Here is a 12,501-nt window from a genome sequence, read left to right as displayed (position 1 = left end):
CCTCTCCCACAGGGAGAGGGGATTATACGGTGCGACCTTTAAGTTTGACGCTCACCTTAACATCCTAAAGTTACAGGCTCGATCGGCCCCCTCTCCCGTGGGAGAGGGAATCATGCGCTGCGATTTTCCCGTTTGACGCTCACCTGAACGTTCTGAAGTGCAGAATCACGCATACGGGCCCGATCGGCTCCCTCTCCCGTGGGAGAGGGCTGGGGTGAGGGCATCAGGCAGCATCAAACCGCCTGAACAGCGCTTTCCCCTTCAGTAAGCGGACACCCAGCCAGCCGCCGCACAGCGACAGCAATGCCGCGCCACACAGCGGCAGCGCCAGCCACAGCGTCCAGTCTGGCTGCCACGGGAAATCAAAAATCTTACGCTGAAGTCCCCACAGTGCCGCTTCCGCCCCCAGCGCCGCCGCGATTCCGGCGACCACGCCAAGCAGCGCAAACTCACACCACAGCGTACCGCGCAGCAGGCGCTGGCTGGCACCGAGCGTGCGATACACCACCAGCTCCTGCCGGCGCTGGCGCATGCCAACCTGGATCTGCGCCAGCAGCAGCAACACACCGCAAACCGTCACCAGGATCACCATGATCTCCAGCGCCTGGCTCACCTGCGCCAGCACCTGTCCAATCTGCTTCAGCATGCTGCCGACATCCAGCAGGCTCAGCGTCGGGAACGCGCGGTTGAGCTGCGCCAGCAGCGCGGGATCGTTCACCATGCGGAAGCTGGTCAGCCAGGTTTGTGGCTGCTGATCGAGCGCGCCCGGCGGGAAGATAAAGAAGAAGTTTGGCCGCAGGCTCTCCCAGTCGACCTTGCGCAGACTGGTGATGGTCGCGCTGAACTGCTGCGTATCGCCGCTAAATGTCAGCCTGTCGCCGAGCCTGACGCCCAGACGGTCGGCCAGCTCGACCTCCATCGAGACTTCACCGGCTTTCGGCGGCCAGCTGCCGGCCAGCAGCGGATTGTGATCCGGACGCTCCGCCTGCCACGTCAGATTAAGCTCGCGATTCAGCGCGTTATCCAGGTTGGGATCGGCCGGCTTGCCGTTCAGCTCAGTGAGCCTTGCCCGCACGATCGGATAGAAGGTTCCGGCGTTAACCTGATGCTGCCGCAGGAACTCGTCTACCTGCGGCACCTGCTGCTGGGTCAGATTGAGCAGAAAATAGTTGGGCGCATCCGCCGGTAATTGCTGCTGCCAGCGATCGAGCAGATCGCCGCGCATCACCAGCAATAACGCCAGCAGCATAAAGGAGAGCGAAAACGCCGCCAGCTGGCTGAGCGTCATGGCGGGCTGACGCAGCAGACGGTTGATCGCCAGGCGCAGCGCCAGATTACGCACCACCAGTCTGCGCAGCAGCAGGAGCGTGCCCCAGCCGAGCAGCGCCAGCAGCAGTGCCAGCATCACCACGCCAGCCAGCAGCGCCCACAGCATTTTGCTGCCGCCCATCAGCAGCGCAAGGAGCGCTACCACCACCAGCGCCATCACCGGCAGATAAATACGCAGCGGCCACAGCGAGGCTACCGCATCACGACGCAGCACGCGCAGCGGCTGTGTGGCCATCAGCAGACGGTATGGACGCAACCCGACCAGCAGCGAGATCACCACCAGCGCACCAATCGCCCACAGCCACGGCCAGACGCTGGCAGCCGGTAAAGCGGCGGGCAGCACCGGTTTGAGCATCAGCAGCAGCGCGACTTCAATGCCCTGCCCCAGCGCACTGCCGGCGATGGCCGCCAGCAGCAGCACGGCCAGCCACTGACCGATAATCAGCCGCTGCAGCGATTTACGCGTGGCGCCCAGCGTTTTCAGCACTGCCACCAAATCGTAACGGCTGCGGCAGTAATGACTCATGGCGACCGCCACTGCGGCAATCGCCAGCAGCAGGGTTAACAGCGCTGAGAGCAGCAGGAACTGCTGCGCACGCTGCATTGAGCGGCCCAGCGCATCCTCGGAATTTTCCACGCTGATCCAGCGCTCGCCGGCCTGCAACTGCGGCTGAATCCAGCGATCATAGCGCGCCAGCGGTGCCGACTCGCCGGAAAACTTATAGCGCCAGCTCAGCCGGCTACCGGGCTGGATCGCGCCGGTTTTCTCCACGTCAGCAAGGTTCATCAGCAAACGCGGTGCCGTCTGAAACGGATTGAATCCGCCGTCCGGCTCCTGAATCACTTCGCCGGCAATGCGCAGCGTGGTATCGCCCACGTCAATGCGGTCACCGACCTTCAGGTTAAGCAGCGCCAGCAGACGCGGCGCGGCCAGCACCGTTCCGGCCACCGGACGCAGGCCGGGCGGATCCGTCTGCAGGGTGCCGAACATCGGGTACGCATCATCGACCGCTTTGACATCGGCCAGCTGCGGTGTCTCCTGCGCAAAGGTCATGGTCATAAAGCTGAGCTGCCGGCTGACCGCCAGCCCCTCTTCGCGCGCTTTGTCCAGCCACGCATCCGGTGCCGGTTTACTGCTGCGCAGCGTGCGGTCGCCGGCCATAAAGTCACGGCTCTGCTGGCTCAGCCCTTTCTCCATGCGATCGCTGATGGAGCCCAGCGCCAGCACGCAGGCCACCGCCAGCGTTAGCGCCAGCCAGACAATCAACAGCGAGGGGGAACGCCACTCGCGCCAGAACCAGCGCCAGATCATGCTTCCTCCCTCAGCTTGCCGTCGCGCAGCCGCAGGCGACGATCGCAGCGTGCCGCCAGCTGCTCATCGTGCGTCACCAGAATCAGCGTGGTAGCGAAATCGCGATTGAGCGAAAACAGCAGATCGGCGATGCGATCGCCGGTTTTGCGATCGAGGTTACCGGTCGGCTCATCGGCAAACAGCAGGCCGGGACGGCCGCTGAAGGCGCGCGCCAGCGCCACGCGCTGCTGTTCGCCGCCGGAGAGCTGGGCCGGCAGATGGTGCAGACGATCTTTCAGTCCGAGCTGCGTCAGTAATTCAGTGGCCTGCGCGCGACTGTCGCGATCGCTGTCTCCGCGCAGCAGTGCCGGAAGCTGCACGTTCTCCAGCGCGTTGAGCGTGGGCACCAGCATAAAGGACTGAAACACAAAGCCAACCTCACGCGCACGTAACGCGGCGCGCTGCTCTTCGTTCATCTGGTGCAGCGGCTGGCCCAGCAGATGCACTTCGCCGCTGCTGCCATCATCCAGTCCGGCGAGAATCCCCAGCAGGGTGGATTTCCCGGATCCCGACTCGCCGATCAGCGCCAGCGTCTCGGCTGGTTTGACAACCAGCTCAACTCCGGTAAGGATGGTCAGCTGATGCTCTCCCTGACCGACGGACTTAGTAAGATGATGAACTGCAACAATGTTTTCCGCTGGCATTATTCCTTCCTGTTGTTATTGCTGCTGCTGGTGTCGCGCATCGCCGCCGCCGATACCCTGCTGATTCTCGGCGATAGCCTGAGTGCCGGCTATCGCATGTCCGCCACCGCCGCCTGGCCGAGCCTGCTCGACAAAACCTGGCAACAGCAGCCCAAAGTGGTTAACGCCAGCATCAGCGGTGATACCGCCGGTCAGGGGCTGGCGCGGTTGCCGGGCCTATTAAAACAGCATCAGCCGCAGTGGGTGTTAATCGAATTGGGCGGTAACGATGGGCTGCGCGGCTTCCCGCCGCAAAACATCGCGCAGGATCTGAGTAAAATTATCGATCAGGTCAAAGCCGCTAACGCCCAGCCGCTGCTGATGCAAATTCGTCTGCCGGCTAATTATGGCCGACGCTACACCGACGCGTTCAGCGCGCTCTATCCGCGCCTCGCGCAGCAGTATCATATTCCGCTGGTACCGTTCTTTATGGAGCAGGTTTATCTGAAGCCGGAGTGGATGCAGCAGGACGGTATTCACCCCAATCCGGATGCGCAGCCGTTCATCGCCAACCTGATGGCTGAGCAACTGGCTCCGCTAGTTAAGCATGATTAACGCCGCGACGAGCCCAATTACAGGTAAAGATATGCAAAAGTCTGTATTAATAACCGGCTGCTCCAGCGGCATCGGTCTGGTGGCGGCCAACGATCTGCTGGCGCGCGGCTATCGCGTGCTGGCCGCCTGTCGCCGCGCTGACGATGTGGCGCGCATGGATGAGCTCGGCTTCACCGGCATCCAGCTGGATCTTGACGATCCGGCCAGCGTGGATGCCGCCGCCGATCGCGTGCTGGCCCTCACCGATCACTGCCTGCACGGGCTGTTCAATAACGGCGGCTTCGGCCAGTACGGTCCGCTGACCAGCGTGTCGCGTCAGCAGCTGGAGCAGCAATTCTCCACCAACTTTTTTGGCACCCACCAGCTGACGCTGCGCCTGTTGCCGGCGCTGCAAAATAGCGGCGACGGGCGGATTATCAACACCAGCTCGGTGCTCGGCCTGATTTCAACGCCGGGCCGCGGCGCTTATGCCGCCAGTAAATGGGCGCTGGAGGCGTGGAGCGATGCGCTGCGCATGGAAGTGCGCCACAGCGGCGTGCGCGTCAGCCTGATTGAGCCGGGCCCGATTACCACCCGGTTTACCGAAAACGTGCAGCAGGGCGAACGCGACAAGCCCGTGCGCAACCCCGGTATCGCCGCGCGCTTTAGCCTGCCACCGGAGGCGATTCTGCCGAAACTGCGGCATGCGCTGGAGAGTAAACATCCGCGCCTGCGCTATCCGGTGACGCTGGTCGCCTGGGCGATGAGTCTGCTCAAACGACTGCTGCCGGGCTGGATGCTGGATCGCATTTTACGCAGTAACTAAACTGCAAGCCGGAATTGAACTTGAAGCCGGGGCGTTTGCCCCCATATCCTCAACACACTTTCTGCCAAGAGACGTATTCATGTCACACGCTTTGATTATCGACATCAACGAATCCAACCTGCAGCAGACGCTGGAGCAATCGATGCAGCTGCCGGTACTGTTCTACTTCTGGTCGGAGCGCAGCCAGCACTGCCAGCAGCTGACGCCGGTGCTGGAGCGTCTGGCACAGGAGTACGCCGGCCAGTTTATTCTGGCGAAGCTGGATTGCGATAAAGAGCAGCTGGTGGCATCGCAGTTTGGTCTGCGCTCTCTGCCGACCGTCTACCTGTTCCAGAACGGCCAGCCGGTCGATGGCTTCCAGGGCCCGCAGCCGGAAGAGGCGATTCGCGCGCTGCTGGAGAAAGTCCTGCCGCGTGAAGAGGAGTTAAAGGCGCAGCAGGCGATGCAGCTGATGCAGGAAGGCAAGCCGCTGGATGCGCTACCGCTGCTGAAAGACGCCTGGCAGCTGAGCAATCAGAACAGTGAAATTGGTTTTCTGCTGGCAGAAGTCCTGATCACCCTGAACCGCAGCGAAGAAGCCGAAGCGGTGCTGGCTGTGGTGCCGTTGCAGGATCAGGATACGCGCTATCAGAGCCTGATTTCGCAAATCGACCTGCTGAAACAGGCCGCCGACACGCCGGAGATCCAGCAGCTGCAGGAGCAGATGGCAAGCGAACCGGACAACGCCGGTCTGGCTGCTAAACTTGCGTTACAGCTGCATCAGGTGGGCCGCAATGAAGAAGCGCTGGAGCTGTTGTTAGGTTTTCTGAAGCGCGATCTCAGCGCCGGTGACGGCGAAGTGCGCAAAATGTTCCAGGAGATTCTGGCGGCCCTCGGCACCGGCGATGCCCTCGCCTCGCGCTATCGTCGCCAGCTCTACTCGCTGCTGTACTGACCGGTACCGCGCGGTAAACGGGCCGAAGCGACTCGGCCCGACAATCTGACAGCCAGGAGGTTATATGTTAACAGTGATTCCCGTCATCATCGTGCTCGCGCTGGTTACCGTGTGGGCCGGTGTCAAAATTGTGCCACAGGGCTACCAGTGGACGGTGGAGCGCTTTGGCCGCTACACCAAAACGTTGCCGCCCGGTCTGAATTTAGTCGTGCCGTTCATGGATCGTATTGGTCGCCGGATCAATATGATGGAGCAGGTCCTCGATATTCCGTCGCAGGAGATCATCTCCAAAGATAACGCCAACGTCACCATCGACGCAGTGTGCTTTATTCAGGTGGTGGATTCGGCGCGCGCCGCTTATGAAGTCAGCAATCTTGAGCTGGCCATCATCAACCTCACCATGACCAATATCCGCACCGTGCTCGGCGGCATGGAGCTGGATGAGATGCTGTCGCAGCGCGATAACATTAATACCCGCCTGCTGCACATTGTGGATGAAGCGACCAATCCGTGGGGGGTAAAAATTACCCGTATTGAAATCCGCGACGTGCGCCCGCCGCAGGAACTGATAGCGGCCATGAACGCGCAGATGAAGGCTGAGCGTACCAAACGTGCCGATATCCTCGCCGCCGAAGGCGTACGCCAGGCGGCCATCCTGCGCGCCGAGGGCGATAAGCAGTCGCAAATCCTTAAAGCGGAAGGCGAACGTACCTCCGCCTTTTTGCAGGCGGAAGCGCGCGAGCGTCAGGCCGAAGCCGAGGCCAACGCCACGCGAATGGTGTCAGAAGCCATCTCTGCCGGAGATATCCAGGCGATTAACTATTTCGTGGCGCAGAAATACACCGATGCCCTGCAAAAAATTGGCGAAGCGAATAACAGCAAAGTGGTGATGATGCCGCTCGACGCCAGCAGCCTGCTCGGCTCGGTGGCCGGTATCAGCGAGCTGCTGAAAGAGAGCCGTCAGGAGCGCAAACCGTGATGCTGATGGAGCTGATTGCGCATCCGCACTGGTTCTGGCTCACGCTGGGCGGTTTACTGCTGGCTGCGGAGATGCTCGGCACCAGCGGTTACCTGCTGTGGAGCGGTGTGGCGGCGGTGCTGGTCGGGATCATTGAGTGGCTGTTTCCGTTCTCATGGACCAGCCAGGGCATGTTGTTCGCCACTCTGACGCTGCTGTGCGTGTTTTTCTGGTATCGCTGGATGCGCTTTCGCGAAAGTGCGCAGCAGCCGAATACACTTAATCAGCGCGGCAGCCAGCTGATTGGCCAGCACCTGACGTTAGACAGTGCGCTAAAAGACGGCGTCGGTCATGTGCGCATTGGTGACAGCAGCTGGCGCGTGCAGGCGCAGGAAGATTTGCCGGCGGGCACGCCGGTGATCGTGACCGGCGTGTCAGGCATCACGCTGCTGATTCAGCCGCGTTTGCCACCCTCCTGATGACCGCAGCCCGCCAGGTGATTGATGATGGGACATTCGGCACCGTCATCGCCCGGGCAGGCTGCAGCCAGTTCCAGCAGACGCGCGCGCATCGCGTGCAGCTCTTCAATATGCGCCGCGATCTCATCCGCCTTCTGCAGGGTACGCGCTTTGACATCGGCACTGTGGCGCGCCGGGTTATTAAACAGCGCGACCAGTTCGCGACACTCCTCGAGTGTGAAGCCCACCTGCCGCGCCTGGCGCAGAAAATTAAGCTCATCCAGATGGTGCGCGGCGTAACTACGATAGCCGTTGTCACTGCGTAACGGCGGCGTAACCACCCCTTTCTGTTCGTAAAAACGAATCGCTTTGCTGGTCAGCCCGGTTTTTTTTGCTACATCGCTGATGTTCATCTCTGCCCCTTGACCTTCCCCTGAATGGAAGGTTTAGGCTTTATAACTAATGCAAACCTTGCAGCGAGTCAAACCTGATAAACGAGGAGTTGATGATGTCACACACACAATTACTGGCTCTGGACGGCTTGTCCTGTGGCCACTGTGTTAAACGCGTTAAAGAGGCGCTGGAACAGCGCAGCGATGTGGAACAGGCCGAGGTAACGCAGCAGGAAGCGCGCGTCACCGGCGCAGCCAGCACCAGCGATCTGATTGCCACCGTTGAGCAGGCTGGTTATCACGCCACGCTGAAAAATGAGGCGTCCAGCCCAAAGCCTGATCCGTTGCCAGCTCAGGAGCCGCAGCCGGAGGCGCTGACAACGGAGTCGCAGCCGGCAGAAGAGAGTCTTGCGGTGCACCACCTGCTGATTGGCGGGATGAGCTGCGCCAGCTGCGTCAGCCGCGTCGAGCAGGCGTTACAGAAAGTGCCCGGCGTGAGCCAGGCGCGCGTCAATCTGGGTGAGCGCAGCGCGCTGGTGCTGGGCGATGCCGTACCCTCAGCGCTGGTCAGCGCCGTAGACGAGGCGGGTTATTCTGCGGAAGTGATCGAAGATGAACAAACCCGGCGCGAGCGCCAGCAGGTCAGCGCACAGCAGGCGATGCGCCGCTTTAGCTGGCAGGCGGCGCTGGCGCTGATCGTCGGCGTGCCGATGATGGTCTGGGGCATGGTCGGTGATCACATGATGCTAAACGACAGCAATCAGACGCTCTGGCGCGTGCTCGGTGCCGTCACGCTGGCGGTGATGGCGCTTGCCGGCGGCCACTTCTATCGCAGCGCGTGGCGCAGCCTGCGTCATGCTACCGCCACCATGGACACGCTGGTCGCGCTCGGTACCGGTGCGGCCTGGATCTACTCGATGAGCGTCGCGCTGTGGCCGGTATTTTTCCCGCCGCAGGCGCGCCACCTTTATTTTGAAGCCAGCGTGATGATCATCGGCCTGATTAACCTCGGCCATGCGCTGGAACAGCGCGCGCGCCAGCGCGCCTCACAGGCGCTGGAGCGGCTGCTGGATTTAACCCCGGCGCAGGCCTGCGTGATCACCGCCGAAGGGGAAAAGCCGCTGCCGCTCAGTGAAATCACACCGGGCATGACGCTGAAACTGGTCACCGGCGATCGCGTACCGGTGGACGGCGAAGTCAGCCGCGGCGAAGCCTGGCTTGATGAAGCGATGCTCACCGGCGAAGCGCTGCCGCAGTCGCGCCGTCCTGGCGATAAGATTTATGCCGGGACGCTGGTGCAGGACGGATCGCTACAGTTCACCGCCCGCGCCACCGGCAGCCATACCACGCTGGCCCGTATTATCAATCTGGTGCGTCAGGCGCAGAGCAGCAAGCCGGAAATGGGCCGGCTGGCCGATCGCATCTCGGCGGTGTTTGTGCCGGTGGTGGTGGCGATTGCCCTGCTCAGCGGAGCGGTCTGGTATGTTGTCGGGCCGCAGCCGCAGCTGGCCTATACGCTGGTGATTGTCACTACGGTGCTGATTATCGCCTGCCCATGTGCGCTGGGCTTAGCCACGCCGATGTCGGTGATCGCGGGCGTCGGCCGCGCCGCCGAGCTGGGCGTGCTGGTGCGCGATGCCGATGCGCTGCAGCGGGCCAGTGAAGTCGACACCATTGTGTTTGATAAAACCGGCACCCTGACCCAGGGTACGCCGCAGGTCAGCGAGGTGCTGCTGTACAGCGACTGGGATCGTCAGCAGGTACTGCAGGCCGCGGCCCAGCTGGAGCTGGGATCGGGGCATCCGCTGGCGAAGGCCATCGTCGCCGCCGCACCGACCGTCAGCGACGCCCGCGTTGCGCAATTTCGTACAATACGCGGCAAAGGCGTGAGTGCTACTGTCGCTGACAGAACGCTGCTGCTGGGCAATGCGGCGCTGCTGGAAGAGCAGCACATCGACCTGCGCGCCGCACAGCAGGATATTGCGCGACTCGCCGCGCAGGGCGCCACGCCGGTGCTGCTGGCGGATCAGCAGCAGTTGCTGGGCCTGATCGCCCTGCGTGACCAGCTGCGTCCGGAGAGCCGTGCGGCGCTACAGCGGCTGCATCAGCTGGGCTACCGTCTGATCATGCTGACCGGTGACCATCAGACCACTGCCGAAGCCATCGCTGCCGAAGCGGGCATTGATGAGGTGATCGCTGGCGTGCTGCCGGACGGTAAAGCGCAGGCGATTGCGCTGCTGCAACAGCAGGGGCGCAGCGTGGTGATGGTGGGCGACGGCATCAACGACGCCCCGGCGCTGGCGCAGGCGGATGTGGGGATCGCCATGGGCGGCGGCAGCGATGTGGCGGTTGAAACCGCGGCGATGGCGCTGATGCGCAACGATCTGCACTGCGTGGCCGACGCGCTGGCGATGGCCAACGCCACGCTGCGCAATATGCGGCAGAATCTGCTGGGTGCCTTTGTCTATAACAGCCTGGGCATTCCGATTGCTGCCGGCGTGCTCTATCCATTTACCGGCGTGCTGCTCAGCCCCATCGTCGCCGGTGCCGCCATGGCGCTGTCGTCGATCACTGTGGTGAGCAATGCTAACCGTTTGCTGCGCTTTAAACCGGCGCAGCGGCAATAGCAACCTCTGCCCTGTCTTTCGCTGAGCGAAATCGCTAGCATGGATTTTTGACTTAAAAAGGACACGGCATGAGACGCAGTGTGTGGCACCGCCTGCAACAACTGGCCAGCAGCCTGTTCCCCGCCAGCTACAGCTGGCCCGCCATGGATATCAGACTCGGAGACCGCCGTCTGCATCTGGCTGGCAGTATTCATATGGGCACGCGCGATATGCAACCGCTGCCGGCCGGCTTGCTGCGCCAGCTGCAGAAAGCCGATGCGCTGGTGGTGGAAGCGGATATTACCCGCGGCAGTTCACCGTTTAGTGAGGGTGAAGCGTATCCGCCGCTGGCAACGCGGCTGACGCCAGAGACGCTGCAGCAGCTGACGGCGCTGTGCGATGAGCTGTCACTGAACATCGCGCTGTTTGATAGCCTGCCGTTCTGGCAAATTGCGCTGATGCTGCAGGCGCAGCAGGCGCAGCGGCTGGGGCTGCGACCGCAGTACGGTATTGACTATCAGCTGCTGCAGGCAGCGCAGGCGGCAGGAAAACGCATTATTGAGCTGGAAGGGCCGGAAATGCAGATCGCGTTGCTGAAATCACTACCGCAGGATGGCCTGGCGCTGCTGCTGGATACGCTGGAACACTGGCACACCAACGCGCGACTGCTGCAAACCATGATCAGCTGGTGGCTGGATGCGCCGCCCGCCAGTCAGCCGGTGGCGCTGCCGACTACGTTCAGTAGTGAACTGAACGATACCCTGATGCGCAACCGTAATCAGCACTGGCGCGAGCTGCTGCTGGCGCTGCCGCGCGGGCGCTATGTGGTGGCGGTCGGTGCACTGCATCTGTACGGCGAAGACAATTTGCCGCAGCTGCTGAAGGCATAAAAAAAGAAGGCCAATATTGCTATCGGCCCGTCAAAGAGGAATTTGTTTATGATTTTGGTTATCGCCAGGGTGACTGGCGCCGGCCAATTTTCGCGCAAAGTTCAGATTTTCGCCAGTACTTTCACGCAAACCGAGATAAGAATTTTCGTAGCAAGGATTGAATATGACACCCGCCGTAAAACTGCTGGAAAAACAACAGGTCGCTTTTACCCTGCATCCCTATGAGCATGACAGCCATGAAACCCACTTCGGTGACGAGGCGGTGCGCAAGCTCAACCTGGATGCGCGCCAGGTGTTTAAAACCCTGCTGGTGGCGCTTAACGGTGATGGCAAAGCGCTGGCAGTAGCGGTGACGCCGGTCTCCTCACAGCTGGATTTGAAAAAAGTCGCCAAAGCGCTGGGGGCGAAGAAAGCCGACATGGCCGATCCGCAACTGGCGCAGCGCGTCACCGGCTATCTGGTGGGTGGCATCAGTCCGCTGGGGCAGAAAAAGCGGCTGCCGACGGTGATCGATCAGCAGGCCAGCGAATTCCCGACCATCTTTATTTCCGGCGGCAAGCGCGGGCTGGATATCGAACTGGCCGCGCAGGATCTGGCACGGCTGCTGGATGCCACGCTGGCTGACGTGGCGCGCCGCGATTAATCAGGCTGCTGCGCGCACAGCTGGTCGATCATCCAGCGCCCGGCCGGGCCCGGCGGATTGCGCCGCGACCAGATGACATCCACCGCAATATGCTGCGGCCAGCCCGGCACCGGCAGCTCGTGCAAGACCTGATGACCAAACTGCTGCACCAGCCAGCGCGGCAGTACGCTCCAGCCAAACCCCTGCTCCGCCATCTCCAGCAACAACAGATAAGTTGGGGCCGACCAGGTGCGGCCCGCCGGCAGCGGCTGGCGGGTTTCCACCCAGGTATTGAGCCGCAGCTGACGCAATTCGCCCAGCTGCGCCTCGCTCACCTGCGAACGGGCTGCCAGCGGGTGATCCTGATGCAGGAAAATCGCCATTTGCGCTTCAACCTGCAGTCGCGCCACCGCCAGATCCGGCGGCAAACGCGGCTGGGCGCGCACCACGCCAAGATGTACGCGCCCGGCCTGCAGTAAATCCAGCACATCCTCATCTTCTGCAATCATGCATTCAAATTCGATATCCGGATAGCGCGCCTCAAAGCGCGTCAGCAGATTTTCATGGTGATCGGCCTGCCAGAAGTCGGAAATGGCCAGGCTGAGGCGCGGCTCAACGCCCTGCGACAGCCGCACCGCCAGTTCATCCAGCCGCTGGCTGGCAGCAAGAATTTGCTGCACCTGCGCCAGCGCGCGCTGGCCCTGAGCGGTCAGCACCGGCTGGCGACCGCTGCGATCAAACAGCGCAAAGCCTAAGTCATCTTCGAGATTGGCCACCGCGCTACTGATGGTGGACTGACTTTTTGCCAGCGCACGCGCCGCTGCAGAAAACGAGCCGCTGGCGACGGTCTGGACAAATGCCTCAAGGGATTCTGGTGAGTACTTCATGCTGAACCATCGCTTTTATCGATAGGTAATC

General features: G+C 61.8%; 12 protein-coding genes. 8 read left to right on the top strand and 4 right to left on the bottom strand.

The annotated features are described in order from the left end of the window. Positions 1–223 precede the first annotated feature (223 nt). Positions 224–2,641: a putative ABC transporter permease subunit YbbP gene (ybbP, locus tag CBW22_RS06325; protein WP_088516260.1), complete on the bottom strand. Its 2,418-nt coding sequence runs from the start codon at positions 2,639–2,641 to the stop codon at positions 224–226. Further along, complete coding sequence (gene ybbA / locus CBW22_RS06320; RefSeq protein ID WP_088516480.1) at positions 2,638–3,324, bottom strand: putative ABC transporter ATP-binding protein YbbA; 687 nt, start codon at positions 3,322–3,324, stop codon at positions 2,638–2,640. Before ybbA ends, ybbP begins: the two co-directional genes overlap by 4 nt. Between ybbA and tesA the strand changes: the two genes are divergently transcribed. The 5 genes from tesA (at position 3,292) to CBW22_RS06295 (ending at position 7,094) form a co-directional block, all read left to right on the top strand. Next, complete coding sequence (gene tesA, locus CBW22_RS06315; RefSeq protein ID WP_021508637.1) at positions 3,292–3,918, top strand: multifunctional acyl-CoA thioesterase I/protease I/lysophospholipase L1; 627 nt, start codon at positions 3,292–3,294, stop codon at positions 3,916–3,918. The genes ybbA and tesA overlap by 33 nt on opposite strands. 31 nt (positions 3,919–3,949) lie before the next feature. Beyond that, the gene (locus CBW22_RS06310) at positions 3,950–4,723 is read left to right on the top strand and encodes an SDR family oxidoreductase (RefSeq protein WP_058769408.1); all 774 of its coding nucleotides are present in this window, start codon (positions 3,950–3,952) and stop codon (positions 4,721–4,723) included. Between the two features lie 79 nt (positions 4,724–4,802). After that, positions 4,803–5,657 (top strand): thioredoxin family protein, encoded by an 855-nt coding sequence (locus tag CBW22_RS06305; RefSeq protein WP_021508639.1) that lies wholly within the window; start codon positions 4,803–4,805, stop codon positions 5,655–5,657. A 64-nt stretch (positions 5,658–5,721) separates the two neighbouring features. After that, on the top strand, positions 5,722–6,636 hold the full coding sequence (locus tag CBW22_RS06300) for an SPFH domain-containing protein (protein ID WP_021508640.1): 915 nt from the start codon (positions 5,722–5,724) through the stop codon (positions 6,634–6,636). Then, complete coding sequence (locus CBW22_RS06295; protein ID WP_058769407.1) at positions 6,636–7,094, top strand: NfeD family protein; 459 nt, start codon at positions 6,636–6,638, stop codon at positions 7,092–7,094. The genes CBW22_RS06300 and CBW22_RS06295 overlap by 1 nt, the downstream gene beginning before the upstream one ends. Here CBW22_RS06295 and cueR read toward each other — a convergent pair. Next, positions 7,070–7,486, bottom strand: coding sequence for a Cu(I)-responsive transcriptional regulator (gene cueR, locus CBW22_RS06290; RefSeq protein ID WP_088516259.1), 417 nt, complete (start codon positions 7,484–7,486; stop codon positions 7,070–7,072). The two genes, CBW22_RS06295 and cueR, sit on opposite strands and share 25 nt — an antisense overlap. A gap of 95 nt (positions 7,487–7,581) precedes the next feature. On the opposite strand from cueR, the gene copA reads away from it, so the two are divergent. From copA to ybaK, 3 genes are all read left to right on the top strand, one after another. Further along, entirely contained in the window at positions 7,582–10,092 is a 2,511-nt protein-coding gene (gene copA, locus CBW22_RS06285) for a copper-exporting P-type ATPase CopA (protein WP_088516258.1), read from the top strand. Positions 10,093–10,160: 68 nt separating this feature from the next. After that, on the top strand, positions 10,161–10,961 hold the full coding sequence (locus tag CBW22_RS06280; RefSeq protein ID WP_088516257.1) for a TraB/GumN family protein: 801 nt from the start codon (positions 10,161–10,163) through the stop codon (positions 10,959–10,961). A gap of 163 nt (positions 10,962–11,124) precedes the next feature. Further along, a complete protein-coding gene (gene ybaK / locus CBW22_RS06275) occupies positions 11,125–11,604 on the top strand; it encodes a Cys-tRNA(Pro)/Cys-tRNA(Cys) deacylase YbaK (protein ID WP_021508645.1) in 480 nt (159 codons plus the stop codon). Here ybaK and CBW22_RS06270 read toward each other — a convergent pair. Beyond that, positions 11,601–12,470: a LysR family transcriptional regulator gene (locus CBW22_RS06270; protein ID WP_088516256.1), complete on the bottom strand. Its 870-nt coding sequence runs from the start codon at positions 12,468–12,470 to the stop codon at positions 11,601–11,603. The two genes, ybaK and CBW22_RS06270, sit on opposite strands and share 4 nt — an antisense overlap. Between the last annotated feature and the right edge of the window lie 31 nt (positions 12,471–12,501).

It is taken from the genome of Pantoea sp. VS1 (genome assembly GCF_002207995.1).
GTDB classification, from domain to species: domain Bacteria; phylum Pseudomonadota; class Gammaproteobacteria; order Enterobacterales; family Enterobacteriaceae; genus Pantoea; species Pantoea dispersa.
This window is presented reverse-complemented; position numbering and strand designations above follow the sequence as displayed.

Bases quoted from the DNA above. Each gene is read 5' to 3' on its own strand.
- ybaK (WP_021508645.1), top strand. From the start codon at position 11,125: ATGACACCCGCCGTAAAACTGCTGGAAAAACAACAGGTCGCTTTTACC.
- CBW22_RS06270 (WP_088516256.1), bottom strand. From the start codon at position 12,470: ATGAAGTACTCACCAGAATCCCTTGAGGCATTTGTCCAGACCGTCGCC.
- CBW22_RS06295 (WP_058769407.1), top strand. From the start codon at position 6,636: ATGCTGATGGAGCTGATTGCGCATCCGCACTGGTTCTGGCTCACGCTG.
- tesA (WP_021508637.1), top strand. From the start codon at position 3,292: ATGATGAACTGCAACAATGTTTTCCGCTGGCATTATTCCTTCCTGTTG.
- ybbA (WP_088516480.1), bottom strand. From the start codon at position 3,324: ATGCCAGCGGAAAACATTGTTGCAGTTCATCATCTTACTAAGTCCGTC.
- CBW22_RS06300 (WP_021508640.1), top strand. From the start codon at position 5,722: ATGTTAACAGTGATTCCCGTCATCATCGTGCTCGCGCTGGTTACCGTG.
- ybbP (WP_088516260.1), bottom strand. From the start codon at position 2,641: ATGATCTGGCGCTGGTTCTGGCGCGAGTGGCGTTCCCCCTCGCTGTTG.
- CBW22_RS06305 (WP_021508639.1), top strand. From the start codon at position 4,803: ATGTCACACGCTTTGATTATCGACATCAACGAATCCAACCTGCAGCAG.
- CBW22_RS06310 (WP_058769408.1), top strand. From the start codon at position 3,950: ATGCAAAAGTCTGTATTAATAACCGGCTGCTCCAGCGGCATCGGTCTG.
- copA (WP_088516258.1), top strand. From the start codon at position 7,582: ATGTCACACACACAATTACTGGCTCTGGACGGCTTGTCCTGTGGCCAC.
- cueR (WP_088516259.1), bottom strand. From the start codon at position 7,486: ATGAACATCAGCGATGTAGCAAAAAAAACCGGGCTGACCAGCAAAGCG.
- CBW22_RS06280 (WP_088516257.1), top strand. From the start codon at position 10,161: ATGAGACGCAGTGTGTGGCACCGCCTGCAACAACTGGCCAGCAGCCTG.